This is a genomic window from Gandjariella thermophila, from assembly GCF_005405885.1.
Lineage (GTDB): Bacteria > Actinomycetota > Actinomycetes > Mycobacteriales > Pseudonocardiaceae > Gandjariella > Gandjariella thermophila.
The window spans coordinates 130,330-145,179 of the sequence record NZ_BJFL01000002.1 but is presented as its reverse complement, the minus strand read 5'-3'; the positions used below and the strand labels follow the sequence as shown (position 1 = coordinate 145,179).

Here is a 14,850-nt window from a genome sequence, read left to right as displayed (position 1 = left end):
ACTCCCCACCAACGTCGCCGAGGCCGCTCAGGACAGCTTGGACCCGACCAGGGCGGCCAGGTCGGCCAGCCGGTTCGAGTAGCCCCACTCGTTGTCGTACCAGCCGACGACCTTGACCTGGTTGCCGATCACCTTGGTCAGCGGCGCGTCGTAGATGCAGGACGCCGGGTCGGTGACGATGTCACTGGAGACGATCGGCTCGTCGCTGTACCGGAGGATGCCCTTGAGCGCACCCTGGGCAGCCTTGGCGTAGGCGGCGTTGACCTCCTCCACGGTGACCTCGCGGGCCAGCGTGACGGTGAGGTCGGTGGTGGAGCCGGTAGGTACCGGCACGCGCAGCGCGTAGCCGTCCAGCCTGCCGTTCAGGTCGGGCAGCACCAGGCCGATCGCCTTGGCCGCGCCGGTGCTGGTCGGCACGATGTTGATCGCCGCGGCGCGCGCCCTGCGCAGGTCCTTGTGCGGGCCGTCCTGCAGGTTCTGGTCCTGGGTGTAGGCGTGGATCGTGGTCATCAGGCCACGCTCGATGGTGAACTCGTCGTGCAGCACCTTGGCCAGCGGCGCCAGGCAGTTGGTGGTGCACGAGGCGTTGGAGATGACGGTCTGCGAGCCGTCGTAGGCGTCGTCGTTCACGCCCAGGACCACGGTGAGATCCTCGCCCTTGGCCGGGGCGGAAATGATCACCTTCTTGGCGCCGCCCTCGTCCACGTGCCGGCGGGCGTCCTCGGCCTTGGTGAAGAACCCGGTGGACTCGACCACCACGTCCACGCCGAGGTCCTTCCAGGGCAGCTTGCCCGGGTCCCGCTCGGCCAGCGCGCGGATGGTCTTGCCATTGACCTCGATGCCCTCGCCGGTGACCCGGACGTCCTCGGCGAGGCGGCCCAGTACGCTGTCGTACTTGAGCAGGTGAGCCATGGTGGCCACGTCGCCCAGGTCGTTGAAGGCCACGATCTCGATGTCGTGGTCGCTAGCCTGGACGGCGCGCCAGAAGTTGCGTCCGATGCGGCCGAAGCCGTTGACACCCACGCGAACCGTCACGGTGCGTCTCCTCGTGGCTCTTACCCGGCCGGTGGCCGGCCCGGTGCGGCTGACTGATGTCCTCGCCGGCCCACCCTATAGGGCGCTCCCGGCCCAGGTCGGAAGGGGCCGACGGTTTCCTGAATCGAACCAGGTCAGCGCCCGGTCCGGTGCCGCCGAACGGACCTTCCCCGGCCGCGTCCTGCCACGTTCGGTGGCCAGCCGGCCCGCCGGGCGCTCGCGGTCCGCGGCCGCCGCGTGGGCCGCCTCTCGGGCCGCCGTCGCCGCCCGGTAGCCGGGCGGTCGGCACGCGTCGCCGGTGGTGGGGCGGCAGGCTCCCGCCTGGTCGCACGCGACGGCGACACGGGCTGCTGCTCAGGCCTCCGCTTCGAGCATCTCGGCGGTGACGGCGGACTCGGTGTCCGGCACGCCCAACTCCCGGGCCCGCTTGTCCGCCATGGCGAGCAGCCGGCGGATCCGGCCGGCCACCGCATCCTTGGTCATCTGCGGCTCGGCGAGCTGGCCGAGTTCCTCCAGGGACGCCTGGCGGTGAGTGAGCCGGAGCCGGCCGGCGGCGGAGAGATGCTCGGGGGCGTCCGCGCCGAGGATCTCCAGGGCGCGCTCCACCCGGGCCGCGGCGGCCACCGCGGCGCGCGCGGAGCGGCGCAGGTTGGCGTCGTCGAAGTTGGCCAACCGGTTGGCGGTGGCCCGCACCTCGCGGCGCATCCGGCGCTCCTCCCAGGCCAGCACGCTGGAGTGGGCGCCGAGGCGGGTGAGCATCGCGCCGATCGCGTCACCGTCCCGGACCACCACCCGGTCGGCGCCGCGCACCTCGCGGGACTTGGCCTGGATGCCCATCCGGCGGGCCGCGCCGACCAGCGCCAGCGCCGCCTCGGGACCGGGGCAGGTGACCTCCAGGGACGACGACCGGCCGGGCTCGGTGAGCGAGCCGTGCGCGAGGAACGCGCCGCGCCACGCGGCCTCGGCGTCGCACACCCCGCCGGAGACGACCGGGGCGGGTAGTCCGCGCACCGGCCGGCCTCTCGGGTCCAGCAGACCGGTCTGCCGGGCCAGGCCCTCGCCGTCGCGGACCACCCGGACCACGTAGCGGGTGCCTTTGCGCAGCCCGCCCGAGGTGATCAGGTGCACGTCCGAGTGGTGGCCGAACAGCTCGTGGATCTCCTTGCGCAGCCGGCGCGCGGCCGAGCCGGTGTCCACCTCGGCCTCGACCACGACCTTGCCCGCCACGATGTGCAGGCCGCCGGCGAACCGGAGCAGCGAGGCGACCTCAGCCCGGCGGCAGCAGGTCTTCGACACGGTCAGGCGACTGAGCTCGTCCTTGACCGCCGCGGTCATCGCCACGGTTGCTCGCCTCCCCCTTCCCATTCAGTGCTGGTGGGCGTTCCGGTGCCCACCTCGCCGTCCCGGCCGCGCGGCGCACCGAGCGCGCGGCGCAGGCAGTCCGCGAGCGCGTCCGGATCGTGCCGCTCCGGGGCCCCTCGCGCCGCGATCCTGGCCAGGTGCGCCCGGGCGCCGAGCGCCTCGGCGGCCCTCCGGAGCCGGTCCGGGGTGGGCACCGAGTCGACGTCGGCGACGACCGCCTCCACCCGCAGGTGCGGTGCGTGCTCGCAGAGTACGTCCAGGTGCCGCTCGGGGGAGAAGCCGGCCGTCTCCCCGGGTTGCGGTACGAGGTTGAGCACCACGACCCGGCGGGCCGAGGTCTTCACGATCGCCTCGTGCAGCTCGGGAACCAGCAGGTGCGGGAGCACGCTGGTGAACCACGAGCCGGGTCCCAGCAATACCACGTCGGCGTCCAGCACCGCCCGGACCGCCTCCGGACACGCGGTCGGCGGTTCGCCGGGCCACCCGGTGGTGTGCACTCTGATCCTTTTCACCCGCCCGGGGGTGGTCGCCACCGCGACCTGGCCGCGGATCCGGCGCACCGCCGAGGGATCCTCGTCCAGGCCGACCACGTCCGCCTCGATGTCCAGCGGTTCCAGGCACATTGGCAGTACCCGCCCGCGCACGCCGAGCAGGCGGGCGGCCTCGGCCAGCACGGCCACCGGGTCGCCGAGCACCTCCAGCAGCCCGGCCAGCACCAGGTTGCCGATCGCGTGCCCGGCCAGCGCGCCGGTGCCGCCGAAGCGGTGCTCGAACAGCCTGGTCCACAGCCCGTCACCGGCGCCGTCGGCCAGCGCGGCGAGCGCCTTGCGCAGGTCGCCGGGCGGCAGCAGACCCAGTTCCCGGCGCAGCCGGCCGGAGGAGCCGCCGTCGTCGGCCACGGTGACCACCGCGGTGACGTCCGAAGTGATCCGGCGCAGCGCGCCGAGCGTCGCCTGCAGTCCGTGCCCGCCGCCGAGGGCGACCGCGCGCAGCGGGCGTTCCCCGGCGGGCCGTTCCTTCGTCTCCGTCACTCGCGCCCCAGGTCCCGGTGGACGACCTTCACCGCCATGCCGTCCTCGTTGGCCAACCGCCCGGCCAGTTCCTCGGAGATCGCCACGCTGCGATGCTTGCCGCCGGTGCAGCCCACCGCGAGCGTGAGGTACCGCTTGCCCTCCCGGCGGTACCCGGTGCCGATCAGGCGCAGCAGATCGTGGTAGCGGTCCAGGAACTCCTCGGCGCCCTCCTGCCCAAGCACGTAGTTGCGCACGTCGCTGTCCAGCCCGGTCTGCTCGCGCAGCTCCGGGATCCAGAACGGGTTGGGCAGGAACCGCACGTCCATCACCAGGTCGGCGTCCATCGGCAGGCCGTACTTGTAGCCGAAGGACAGCACGGTGACGCGGGTCCGCGCGGAGGTCTCGGTGCCGAACGCGTCCTCGATCTTGGCGCGCAGCTGGTGCACGGACAGCCCGGTGGTGTCCAGCACCAGGTCGGCGTGCTCGCGCAGCGGCCCGAGCAGGTGCCGCTCCGCCTTGATGCCGTCCACCAGCCGGCCGTCGCCCTGCAGCGGGTGGCTGCGCCGCACCTGCTCGAACCGGCGGACCAGCACCTCGTCGGTGGCCTCCAGGAACAGCACCCTGGGCTTGTAGCCCCGGGCGTCCAGATCCTTGATCACCGAGGCCAGGTCGTCGGTGAACGCCCGGCTGCGCACATCCATCACCACCGCCACCCGCGTGATCACGCCGCGGGCCTGGGCGCCGAGTTCCACCATGGTGGCGATCAGCTCGGGCGGCAGGTTGTCCACCACGAACCAGCCCAGGTCCTCCAGGCACTTGGCCGCGGTGCTGCGGCCGGCGCCGGACAGGCCGGTGACCACGGCGACCTCGATGCCGGACTTGCCGGTACCGGATCTCTGCGCCTCGGCGCTGTTGCTCACGTCGCTCTCCCTCTCCCCGCGTGCGCGCACCGCGACCGTGTCAGCCGGAGCGCCACACGCGCTCGGTCACGTCAGCGGGAGCCGCCCCCGCCGCCCCCGGCCGCGAGCCTGACGGCGTCAGCGTGCGCCGTGGTCACCGCGGTGCCGCGACTGGACAGGCTCATTGAACTCTCCTCCGTCGTCCCCCGTCCGCCCGGCGGCCCCACCCGCCAGGCTGGCGTGCACGACCTCGGCGGTGCGCCGGCCCACCCCCGGCACCTCGCTGATCTCCTCGACGCTAGCCTCGCGCAACCGGCGCAGCGACCCGAAGTGCTTGAGCAGTGCGGCCTTGCGGGTCTGCCCGAGCCCGGGCACGTCGTCCAGCGCGGAGCTGGTCAGCCGCCGCGACCGCTTCTGCCGGTGGTAGCTGATGGCGAAGCGGTGCGCCTCGTCCCGCACCCGCTGCAGCAGGTAGAGCGCCTCGCTGGTGCGCGGCAGGATCATCGGCTCGGGTTCCGCGGGCAGCCACACCTCCTCCAGCCGCTTGGCCAGCCCCGCCACGGCCACGTCGGTGACGCCCAGTTCGGCGAGCACCTCGTCGGCGGCTGCCACCTGTGCCGCGCCTCCGTCGATCACCAGCAGGTTCGGCGGGTAGGCGAACTTGCGCGGGCGGCCGGTCTCCGGATCGATCCCGGCCCGCTGCTCGGCGGCGCCGTGGCCCTGCGGTGGGGTCGAGCCGTTGCCGTTCCCGTGGCCGGCGCGGCCGGTCTCCCGCAGGTAGGCGGTGAACCGGCGGCGTACTACCTCGGCGACCGAGCCGACGTCGCCGCGCTGCGCGCCCTCCCGGATGGCGAACCGGCGGTACTCCGACTTGCGCGGCAGCCCGTCCTCGAAGACCACCAGGGAGGCGACCACGTCGCTGCCCTGCACGTGGCTGACGTCGACGCACTCGATCCGCAGCGGGGCGGTGGCCAGGCCGAGGGAGTCCTGCAGCTCCTGCAACGCGGCGGAGCGGGCGGTGAGGTCCCCGGCACGGCGCAGCTTGTGCTGGGCGAACGCCTCCTTGGCGTTGCGCTCCACGGTCTCCATCAGCGCCCGCTTGTCGCCACGCTGCGGCACCCGCAGCCGCACCCGGGACCCGCGCAGCTCGGACAGCCAGTCGCTGAGCGTGTCGGTGTCCTCGGGCAGTTCCGGGACGAGCACCTCGCGCGGCACCGGGGAACCGCCGCCCGCGTGCTCGGACTGCGCGGCCAGGTCGGCCTGCTCGCCGTAGAACTGGGTGAGGAACTGCGCGACCAGCCCGGCCACGTCGACGTCCTCCACCTTGTCGATCACCCAGCCACGCTGGCCGCGCACCCGGCCGCCGCGCACGTGGAACACCTGGACCGCGGCCTCCAGCTCGTCCTGGGCGAAGGCGACCACGTCCGCGTCGGTGCCGTCGCCGAGCACCACGGCCTGCTTCTCCATCGCCCGGCGCAGCGCGCCCAGATCGTCCCGCAGCCGCGCGGCCCGCTCGAACTCCAACCGCTCGGAGGCCTCGGTCATCTCCCGCTCCAGCCGGCGCACCATGGCGTCGGTGCGGCCGGAAAGGAAGTCGCAGAAGTCCTCGACGATGCGCCGGTGCTCCTCGGCGCTGACCCGGCCGACACACGGCGCGGAACACTTGTCGATGTAGCCGAGCAGGCAGGGCCGGCCGATCTGCTGGTGCCGCCGGTAGACGCCGGTGGAGCAGGTGCGCGCGGGGAACACCCGGAGCAGCAGATCGAGGGTCTCCCGGATGGCCCAGGCGTGCGCGTACGGGCCGAAGTAGCGCACGCCCCTGCGACGCGGGCCCCGGTAGACATGCAGCCGCGGGATCTCCTCATGCAGCGTGACCGCGAGCACCGGGTAGGACTTGTCGTCCCGGTACCGCACGTTGAACCGGGGGTTGAACTCCTTGATCCAGGAGTACTCCAGCTGCAGCGCCTCGACCTCGGTGGTCACCACGGTCCACTCGACGCCGGCCGCCGTGGTCACCATCTGCCGGGTGCGCGGGTGCAGGGTGGCGAGGTCGGCGAAGTACGACGACAGGCGGCTGCGCAGGCTCTTCGCCTTGCCGACGTAGATCACCCGGCCGCCCGCGTCGCGGAATCGGTACACGCCAGGGGCGTCCGGGATGGTGCCGGGTGCGGGGCGGTAGGTGGACGGATCGGCCACGTTCGCAAGCGTACGGCGCGGCACCGTCATCTCGATCGGTGGCGGGTGCTCCCCCGCGGAGCCGGCGGACGGTCCCGCCGTCCGGTGCCGGGCGGCGTTCAGCGCGCCCGGCGCCTGGGGCCTGTCGCGGGCCGGGCGTCGGGCGCGCTGAGCGCCGTACGTCGGGGCGTCGGCGGCCGTCAGGCTGTCAGGCCGTCACGATCTCCTGGCCCTCGATCTTCACCGGGATCGCGGTCAGCCCCCGCGTCGCGGGGCCCTTCTTCAGCGATCCGGTGGCGGTGTCGAACTGGCTGCCGTGCCCGGGACAGGTGATCGTCTTGCCCTGCGGCGGGTTGACGGTGATGCCGACGTGCGGGCATGCCGCGTTGAACGCCTTGACCTCGTTCGCGGCCGGCCGCACGATCAGCACCTTGCTGCCGTCGGCCTGGTTGACCACCTTGCCGCCGCCGACCGGCACGTCGGCGAGCTTGGCGAGGGCCCCGCCCGCCGCCGCGCCGCCGGGCGCGCCGGACTGGCCGGACTGACCGGTGGAACCGCCGGACGCGGACGAGCCGCCGCCGCTCTGGCCGGATGTCTGGCCGGATGCTCCGCCTTCGCGGGAACTGCAGGCGACGAGCGCGCCGGGCGCGAGCAGGCCGATGGCGACACCGCACAACACCTGGCGCCGGGACGCGGCGGGGCTGGTGGACTCCGTGGACTCCGGGGTGCTCAACGTGCCTCCCTGGGACGAACGGATGACGTCACCTGTATCTCGTTTGGGAGGCGCGAGCGGTTCAATCACCCGAATGCGCGGCACAGTGCGCTAGATCACACTCGTTCGGAAGGGCAGCCTTCCGTGCGGTACCGGGCGCGGTCAATGCGTCGTTCCGCCGCCCAGGTAGATCAGCGCCACGCCGCCGACCACGAGCACGGCACCGATCACGGTGAGCGGGCGCACCGGCTCGCCGTACAGGATGGCGCCGCCGATGAACGCCCCCGTGGTGCCCAGCCCGGACCAGATCGCGTAGACGGGTCCGACGTTGAGCGTGCGCAACGTCCTGGCGAGCAGCACGAAGGCGACCGCGTAGCCGACCACGGTCACCACGCTCGGCCACAGCCGGCTGAACCCGGAGGAGGCGCGCAGCGACAGCGTGCCGACCACCTCCGCGACGATCGCGCCCAGCAACAGGACAACGGCCATGCGGGGAGTGTCGCAGCGCCCGCGCCGTGCGGTCGGCCGGGCACGCGCCTCGGCGCCGCCACCGGCACGGGCTCCGGCAACGAGGTTGGTGCCCGCGGCTAATCGCCCGACGCCATCGCCCTGGCCAGCGCGATCACCGCGGTGAACGGGGGCAGCCAGTGCCGCGCCGCGGACGGCGGATTGGCCCAGCGCACCGGCCCGTGCTGGGTCAGCGTCGGTGGCAGCACCACCCGGTGCGGCGGCCGGACAAGCTGCACGTCCGCGGGCGCCTGCAACTGGGTGGGCAGCAGCGCGACCAGCTCGGCCAGGAACACCCACCGCTCCTGCGGACCCGGAATGACCAGGGTGGGCCCGGCCAGCATGCGGGACTTCAGGTCGGCGAGCACCCGGGAGCCGGCCCTGCCCGGCATGGCCACCGCGATCGCGGTAGGTCCGAGTTCCAGGAAGATGCCGTGCTCGGCGACGACCACGGACCAGCCGAGCAGCCGGTAACCGGCGGCGGCGCTGCCCAGCGCCCGGTCGAAACCGCGATCGGCGGCGGCCACGGCGCTGTCCGTTGAACTCTGCGTGCTTCCCATCGCGGAGCCCTCCCCCGTCGGTGGTCGGGTGTGCGGTACGGATCGCCGGTGAGGTCTTCGCGGCGACCGTGCGTGCAGCTTCCGCTACGCACCGCCTTGGCTACCACGCGCGGGACGGGTGCGGGCGATCCGGTCGGCGCATTGCGAATAACCCGATCGGGCCGGCCTTTATGCACGGGATGCATGGACTTTCCGTCACCGGCGATTACAATAAAGTTACGCTCAGTGACGGGGGCGATGCCATGGGATCGATCGGATTAACGAGGTCCAAGGCAAGGCGTGCCTGCCCGTGCGGAGCGTTGATCGCCGCCGACAATCCCGACCGGCTGTGCCACCGCTGCCGCCGGAGCGCCAGGTCGGAGGTCTTCGGCCCGCCCGAGGTACCGGAATCCTTCTGGGATCACCCGGTGTTCGCCTCGGCGTTCGCCGACCGCGACATGGGGGCGTTGCTCGCCGCCTACCGACACCATCCGCAACACGTCAACCGGATCACCCAGGACCGCATGGCCACCTGGCTGGGCATCAGCCAGGCACAGCTCAGCCGGTACGAGAACGGGGAGAACCCGATCGACCGGATGGACCGGCTGCGGCACTTCGCCGCCGTGCTCGGCATCCCGCCGGAGCGGTTGTGGTTCGACCGTCGTGGGCCGGCACAGCCGCCGCAGACCGGTGCCGGGTCCGCCCAGGATGTGCTCGGAGCGCCGTGGGACGCGCCGAGTATTGCCCGTTCGGCCGAGGAAACGACGAGGACTGACTTGGCGATCAGCAGACGAGCGGCGCTCGGCGGAGTGGCCGCGGTGGCAGTAGGGCCGGCCCTGGTGGAACCGCTGCAGCACTGGCTCAGCCCGCTGCAGCCGCTGGCCAGGTGGTCGGGTGGCACGGCGATCAGCGAGGACGAACTGACCGCGCTGCGGCAGGTGACGGACGGCCTGCGGGACTGGGGCAGCCGTCCCGGTGCGGGGTTGGCCCGCAAGGCGGTGCTCGGCCAGCTCAACGAGTTGGCCGAGCGGCTGCACCGGGCACCGCCCGGGCCGACCACGGAACGCGCCTTCTTCGCCGGGGCGGAGCTGTCCAAGGTGGCGGCGACCATGTCCTGGGACGCGGGGCTGCACGACACCGCCCAGCGGTACTACGTGCTGGCGGTGCGGATGGCCAAGGCGGGGCGCAACGACCCGTTCGCCGCGGCCTGCCTGGCCGGCATGGCACGGCAGATGTTCGACCTGGGCCGCCCCGAGGACGGGTTGGAACTGGTGCAGCTCGCCCAGTACGGCACGCGGCGCACCGCGACGCCGACGCTGCGCGCGGTGCTCTACACCCGGGAGGCGTGGGCGTACGCGCAGATGGGACGGTCACAGGAGTTCCAGAGGGCGGTCGGGATGGCCCGGGAGTGCTTCGCCGCGCGCGACACGGTCGGCGAGCCGCACTGGCTGGCCACCTTCGACGAGGCCGAACTGGAAGGGGTACTCGGCGCCCGGCTGCGTGACCTGGCCCGGCACGACCCCAGGCAGGCCCGCTACGCCGAGCAGCACATCCAGCGGGCGTTGACCCTGCGGCACCCGTCCAAGCTGCGCAACCGCGTGTTCGACGTGATCGGGCTGGCCCGCACCAGGGTGGTCACCGGGGAGCCGGAGGCCGCCTGCGAGCTGATCCGCGGCGTGCTGCCCACGGCCGTGAAGCTCGGCTCCGGCCGGGTGCTGCGCAGGCTCCAGGACTTCGCCCGGGAGTCCGCGGGATACCGGCAGCTCCCGGCGGTCCGGGAGACCCTGGACGCGATCCGCACCCTGCGCTCCGCCTGACCCACTCGAGGGGTGAGTCATGACCCGGATCGGCGTGACGGGGCATTCCAACCTGACCCGGCCGAGTGTGCCGCTGGTCACCGACGCGTTGCGGGAGGCCGTCGAGGAGATGCGTGCCGAGTTGGCCGGCCGCGCGGGCGGGGTCGACCTCACCGGGGTGACCTGCCTCGCCCCCGGGGCGGACCAGCTGTTCGCCCGCGTCGTGCTGGAGCTGGGCGGCCGGGTCGAGGTGGTGCTGCCCGCGAAGGACTACCGAGCCAGCCTCGACCCGGCGCGGCGCGCGGAGTTCGACGAGTTGGTGGCCGCCGCGGCCGAGGTGCGTGTGCTGCCGTTCGCGCGCTCCGGCCGCCCGGCGTACCAGGCGGCCGGTGACGAGGTGGTCTCCTCGGTGCAGGGCGTGGTCGCGGTGTGGGACGGCCAGCCGGGTGGCCGGCCGGGCAGCACCGCGGGCGTGGTGGCGCGTGCCCGCGAGCGCGGCGTACCGGTCCGGGTGGTATGGCCGTCCGGCGCCCGGCGGGACGGGTGAGCGACGATCCCGGGGGAGCCCCCGGGGGCGCGGGTCAGTCGTCGCCGCCGGTGGCCGCGCGGTACAGCCGGCGCAGCTCCCGCATGGCCCGCACCGCGTGTTCCCCGTCGGCGGCCTGGATGGCCATCACCGCCACGTACTCGTCGTCGGGAAGTTCCAGCCGCGCCCAGGGCGCGCCCTCCGGGAACGTCACGCCGAGCACCAGGTCCCAGGGCACCCGCTTGGTCTCCAGGATGTTGCGCACCTCGACCCCCTGGGCGCCGGCCCGCAACCGGGGCCGCGCCAGGCTGAGCACGCCCACCGCGATCAGCAGCCCGACGCCGACCATCGCCACCTGGTCGGACACGCGGAAGTACACCCCGGTCGGGGTGTTCCGCAGCAGCGCGGCGACCACGCCGAACACCGCCACGATGGCGACCGCGGCGATCGCCGCCACCCGCCGCACCCGGCGGGGGCGGACGACGAGCTGCGGGGTGTCCGTGGCCTTGCTCACTCGAACCCCCGCTCGGTCCACGGCTGCCGCACGCCGCGCAGCACCAGCGCGGTGTCCAGCGCGGCCACGCACGCCTCGAAACCCTTGTCCTCCACCGAGCCGGGCAGCCCGCAGCGGTCCAGCGCCTGCTGCTCGGTCTCGCAGGTGAGCACCCCGTTGCCGACCGGGGTGCTCTCGTCCAGCGCGATCCTGGTCAGCCCGGCGGTGACGGAGTCGCACACGTAGTCGAAATGCGGTGTGCCGCCGCGGATCACCACGCCGAGGGCCACCACGGCGTCGTGGTGCTTGGCCAGCGCCTGGCACACCACCGGAAGCTCCAGCGCCCCGGCCACCCGGACCACGGTGGGCTCCCGGACGCCGCCCTTGCCGGCCGCGGCCAGCGCACGCTCGAGCAGCGCGTCGGTGATCCGCGGGTGCCAGCGGGTCGCTGCCACGGCCACGCGCAGCCCATCGCAGCGCGGCACCTCGATCTCCGGTCGCCCGCTTCCGCTCACCGTTCTCCTCGCTCGATCGGCCGGGGATGTCTCCCCCGCCATTCTCGCCGCCGCCCGCGGGCGGCCGCGCCCGGGTCGGTGTTCGCCTCGTGAGGCGGAGCGGGCATCACCGTGGCCGGGCCCGGTCAGGCCGTGACGCCGGCGCCTCCGGTCGCGCCGGGCAGGTCCTTCCCCGCGTCCTCGTCCAGGTAGTGCAGCTCGTGGCCCATCCGGTCGCGCTTGGTGCGCAGGTAGCGGAGGTTCTCCGGGTTGGGTCGGATCGGCAGCGACACCCGGTCCACCACCTGCAGCCCGTAGCCCTCCAGCCCGACCCGCTTGGCCGGGTTGTTGGTGAGCAGGCGCATCGACTTCACGCCGAGGTCGACCAGGATCTGTGCCCCGGTGCCGTAGTCGCGGGCGTCGGCGGGCATGCCCAGGGCCAGGTTGGCGTCCACGGTGTCGTGCCCGTTGTCCTGCAGCTGGTAGGCCTGCAGCTTGTGCATCAGGCCGATGCCGCGGCCCTCGTGGCCGCGCATGTAGAGCACGATGCCTCGGCCCTCGGCGGCCACCCTGGCCAGCGCGGCGTCCAGCTGCGGCCCGCAGTCGCAGCGCAGCGAGCCGAACACATCGCCGGTCAGGCACTCCGAGTGCACCCGGACCAGCAGGTTTTCCCCGTCGCCGATCTCACCGAACACCATGGCGATGTGCTCGATGCCGTCCACCAGGCTGTCGTATCCGATCGCCCGGAAGCTGCCGTGCACGGTGGGGATGCGGGCCTCGGCGACCCGCTCCACCTGCTTCTCGAACCGCCGGCGGTAGGCGATCAGGTCGGCGATGGTGATGAGCTGCAGCTCGTGGTCGGCGGCGAACACCTCGAGCTCGTCCCGGCGGGCCATGTCACCGGTGTCCTTCTGGCTGACGATCTCGCAGAGCACGCCGGCCGGGCGGAGCCCGGCCATCCTGGCCAGGTCCACCGCCGCCTCGGTGTGCCCGGGCCGGCGGAGCACCCCGCCGTCCTTGGCGCGCAGCGGGACCACGTGCCCGGGGCGGGAGAAGTCGGCGGCGGTGGCGTCGGGATCGGCCAGCAGCCGGATGGTGCGCGCCCGGTCCGCCGCGGAGATTCCGGTGGTGACGCCCTCCCGGGCGTCCACGGTCACCGCGTACGCGGTGCCCCGGCGGTCCTGGTTGGTGTGGTACATGGGCGGCAGGTCGAGCCGGTCGCAGTCCGCCGCGGTCATCGGCACGCAGATGTAGCCGGAGGTGTAGCGCACCATGAAGGCCAGCAACTCCGGCGTGGCCTTCTCCGCAGCGAAGATCAGATCCCCTTCGTTCTCCCGATCCTCGTCGTCCACCACGATGACGGGTCGCCCCGCCGCGATGTCCGCCAGGGCACGCTCGATGCTGTCGAAGTCGGTCACCGGCCCTCCTCGCTTCGGACCCCATTGTCCTCCGAACGGGCGGCCCGCGACCCTGCGAGGTACGGCACAGTGAGCCGCTCGACATACTTGGCCAGCACATCGACCTCCAGGTTGACGATGTCACCCGGTTCGCGGATCCCCAGGGTCGTGTCGGCCAGCGTGGTGGGGATGAGTGCCACGCTGAACTCCTCCTCGCCGGCCTCCACCACGGTCAGCGACACGCCGTCGACCGCGATCGAGCCCTTCTGCACGACGTAGCGGGCCAACGCGCGCGGGACGGCGAACCGGGTCAGCCCTGACTCGGCCCGGGAGAGCAGCACGCCGGTGCCGTCCACGTGGCCCTGCACCACGTGGCCACCGAGCCGCTGACCCACCGCGGCGGCGCGTTCCAGGTTCACCCGATCCCCCACCTGCACCTTGGCCAGGCTGCTGCGGCGCAGCGTCTCGTGCACCACGTCGACGGTGAACGTGTCACCTGACACGGATACGACGGTGAGGCACACTCCGTTCACCGCGATCGAGTCCCCGTGCCGCGCGTCGGCCACGACCACCGGGCCGCGCACGTCGATCCGCGCCAGATCCGGGCGGTGATCGACGGCGACGACCTCCCCCACTTCCTCGACGATCCCGGTGAACACTCCGCTCCTCCTAAGCTGTCCTCCCGCCGCGCGGCACCGGCACCGCGGAGATCCGCACATCGGGTCCGCTCATGGTGACCTCTTCCAGGTCCAGGCACAGCGCTTCGGTGACGGTCGCCACGCCCGCGTCGGCCAGCGCGGCCGGGCCGGCGCCGAGCAGCTTCGGCGCGAGATAGCCGAGCACCCGGTGCACGCAACCGGCGGCGAGGAAGGCGCCGGCCAGCCGGGGGCCGCCTTCCAGCAGCACGTCCACCATGTCCCGCTCGGCCAGCACGGCCAGCACCTCGCGGGGGTCGCGGGTGCGCAGGTGCAGGGTGGGCGCGGCGCCGTCGCGGACTCGCGCGCCCGCCGGCAGGTCGCCGGTGCCCACCACCACCCGCAGCGGCTGCCGGTCCAGCGGGGCGCCGCCCTCGCCGCGCACGGTGAGCCACGGATCGTCGGCGAGCACGGTGCCCCGGCCGACCACGATCGCGTCCACGGTGCGGCGCAGCCGGTGCACCTCGGCCCGCGACGCCGGCGAGCTGATCCACTGGCTGGTGCCGTCCGCTGCCGCCGACCTGCCGTCGAGGGTGGCGGCGAACTTCCACGTCACGTGCGGTAGGCCGGTGCGTGCGGTGTGCAGCCAGGCGCGCAGCGGGCCGCGGGCCACCTCGGTGGCGGCGACGCCGCCGAGGACCTCGACACCGGCCGCGCGGAGCACCTCGGCGCCGCCCGCGGCCGGCGGGCTGGGGTCGGCCACCCCGTACACCACGCGGCGCACGCCCGCGGCGATCAGCGCGTCCGTGCACGGCGGGGTGCGGCCGTGGTGCGAGCACGGTTCCAGGGTGACCACCGCGGTGCCGCCGCCCGCCCTGGCTCCCGCCTCGCGCAGCGCGACCACCTCGGCGTGTGGTCCACCCGGCGGCCGGGTGGCTCCGACGCCGGCCACCTCGCCGGCCGCGTCCAGCACCACGCAGGCCACCGGCGGGTTGGGGCTGGTGGTGCCGTGCACCTCGGCGCTGGCGGCGAGGGCGCGCAGCATCGCGGCCCGCAACGCCGGGTCCTCGACCGTGCGCACCGCCGCCTCCCCCATCCGAACGTGTCCGAACCGCTTTCGCCTTCCGGCCCAGTCTTTCAGGCCGGTCGGCGCCGGGTCCGCCGGATCCCACGCCTTTCCGAACCGCGGATCCCCCCGGCCGGAGGCCCAGGGTCGGTGGCTCGCGCAACGGATGCCCGGGTGGCGCTGTTCCCGCCGCCCGGGCCC

The 14,850-nt window shown here is 73.6% G+C and carries 15 protein-coding genes; 2 read left to right on the top strand and 13 right to left on the bottom strand.

The genetic code is table 11. The annotated features are described in order from the left end of the window. Nucleotides 1-27: 27 nt before the first annotated feature. From gap to FFT21_RS02610, 8 genes are all read right to left on the bottom strand, one after another. On the bottom strand, nt 28-1,035 hold the full coding sequence (gene gap, locus FFT21_RS02650) for a type I glyceraldehyde-3-phosphate dehydrogenase (protein ID WP_137812104.1): 1,008 nt from the start codon (nt 1,033-1,035) through the stop codon (nt 28-30). Nucleotides 1,036-1,389: 354 nt separating this feature from the next. Next, nucleotides 1,390-2,376, bottom strand: a complete 987-nt coding sequence (gene whiA / locus FFT21_RS02640) for a DNA-binding protein WhiA (RefSeq protein WP_137812102.1) — start codon at nt 2,374-2,376, stop codon at nt 1,390-1,392. Next, nucleotides 2,367-3,389 carry a gluconeogenesis factor YvcK family protein gene (locus FFT21_RS02635; protein WP_137812323.1) on the bottom strand — a complete coding sequence of 341 codons (1,023 nt, stop codon included), beginning with the start codon at nt 3,387-3,389 and terminating at the stop codon, nt 2,367-2,369. Before FFT21_RS02635 ends, whiA begins: the two co-directional genes overlap by 10 nt. Before the next feature lie 35 nt (nt 3,390-3,424). After that, complete coding sequence (gene rapZ / locus FFT21_RS02630) at nt 3,425-4,330, bottom strand: RNase adapter RapZ (protein ID WP_137812101.1); 906 nt, start codon at nt 4,328-4,330, stop codon at nt 3,425-3,427. A 117-nt stretch (nt 4,331-4,447) separates the two neighbouring features. Then, nucleotides 4,448-6,505: an excinuclease ABC subunit UvrC gene (gene uvrC / locus FFT21_RS02625; protein WP_137812100.1), complete on the bottom strand. Its 2,058-nt coding sequence runs from the start codon at nt 6,503-6,505 to the stop codon at nt 4,448-4,450. A 187-nt stretch (nt 6,506-6,692) separates the two neighbouring features. Continuing rightward, nucleotides 6,693-7,217, bottom strand: coding sequence for a Rieske (2Fe-2S) protein (locus FFT21_RS02620; RefSeq protein ID WP_137812099.1), 525 nt, complete (start codon nt 7,215-7,217; stop codon nt 6,693-6,695). Nucleotides 7,218-7,358: 141 nt separating this feature from the next. Next, entirely contained in the window at nt 7,359-7,685 is a 327-nt protein-coding gene (locus FFT21_RS02615; RefSeq protein WP_137812098.1) for a DMT family transporter, read from the bottom strand. Nucleotides 7,686-7,783: 98 nt separating this feature from the next. Further along, entirely contained in the window at nt 7,784-8,263 is a 480-nt protein-coding gene (locus FFT21_RS02610; protein ID WP_192909356.1) for a hypothetical protein, read from the bottom strand. A gap of 299 nt (nt 8,264-8,562) precedes the next feature. Between FFT21_RS02610 and FFT21_RS02605 the strand changes: the two genes are divergently transcribed. Both FFT21_RS02605 and FFT21_RS02600 read left to right on the top strand, forming a co-directional pair. Then, nucleotides 8,563-10,059: a helix-turn-helix domain-containing protein gene (locus FFT21_RS02605; protein ID WP_225978045.1), complete on the top strand. Its 1,497-nt coding sequence runs from the start codon at nt 8,563-8,565 to the stop codon at nt 10,057-10,059. A 19-nt stretch (nt 10,060-10,078) separates the two neighbouring features. Beyond that, a complete protein-coding gene (locus tag FFT21_RS02600; protein ID WP_137812096.1) occupies nt 10,079-10,585 on the top strand; it encodes a hypothetical protein in 507 nt (168 codons plus the stop codon). Between the two features lie 34 nt (nt 10,586-10,619). Here the strand turns inward: FFT21_RS02600 and FFT21_RS02595 are convergent, their stop codons facing one another. From FFT21_RS02595 to ribD, 5 genes are all read right to left on the bottom strand, one after another. Continuing rightward, nucleotides 10,620-11,078: a PH domain-containing protein gene (locus FFT21_RS02595; protein ID WP_137812095.1), complete on the bottom strand. Its 459-nt coding sequence runs from the start codon at nt 11,076-11,078 to the stop codon at nt 10,620-10,622. Continuing rightward, entirely contained in the window at nt 11,075-11,572 is a 498-nt protein-coding gene (gene ribH, locus FFT21_RS02590; protein WP_137812094.1) for a 6,7-dimethyl-8-ribityllumazine synthase, read from the bottom strand. Before ribH ends, FFT21_RS02595 begins: the two co-directional genes overlap by 4 nt. Nucleotides 11,573-11,697: 125 nt before the next feature. Continuing rightward, nucleotides 11,698-12,969, bottom strand: a complete 1,272-nt coding sequence (locus FFT21_RS02585; RefSeq protein ID WP_137812093.1) for a bifunctional 3,4-dihydroxy-2-butanone-4-phosphate synthase/GTP cyclohydrolase II — start codon at nt 12,967-12,969, stop codon at nt 11,698-11,700. Then, on the bottom strand, nt 12,966-13,607 hold the full coding sequence (locus FFT21_RS02580; protein WP_137812092.1) for a riboflavin synthase: 642 nt from the start codon (nt 13,605-13,607) through the stop codon (nt 12,966-12,968). Before FFT21_RS02580 ends, FFT21_RS02585 begins: the two co-directional genes overlap by 4 nt. A gap of 10 nt (nt 13,608-13,617) precedes the next feature. Continuing rightward, nucleotides 13,618-14,628 carry a bifunctional diaminohydroxyphosphoribosylaminopyrimidine deaminase/5-amino-6-(5-phosphoribosylamino)uracil reductase RibD gene (gene ribD / locus FFT21_RS02575; protein ID WP_371856706.1) on the bottom strand — a complete coding sequence of 337 codons (1,011 nt, stop codon included), beginning with the start codon at nt 14,626-14,628 and terminating at the stop codon, nt 13,618-13,620. Nucleotides 14,629-14,850 lie beyond the last annotated feature (222 nt).

Coding starts and splice junctions, on each gene's coding strand:
- FFT21_RS02600 (WP_137812096.1), top strand. CDS start 10,079: ATGACCCGGATCGGCGTGACGGGGCATTCCAACCTGACCCGGCCGAGT.
- FFT21_RS02615 (WP_137812098.1), bottom strand. CDS start 7,685: ATGGCCGTTGTCCTGTTGCTGGGCGCGATCGTCGCGGAGGTGGTCGGC.
- ribD (WP_371856706.1), bottom strand. CDS start 14,628: ATGCTGCGCGCCCTCGCCGCCAGCGCCGAGGTGCACGGCACCACCAGC.
- FFT21_RS02610 (WP_192909356.1), bottom strand. CDS start 8,263: ATGGGAAGCACGCAGAGTTCAACGGACAGCGCCGTGGCCGCCGCCGAT.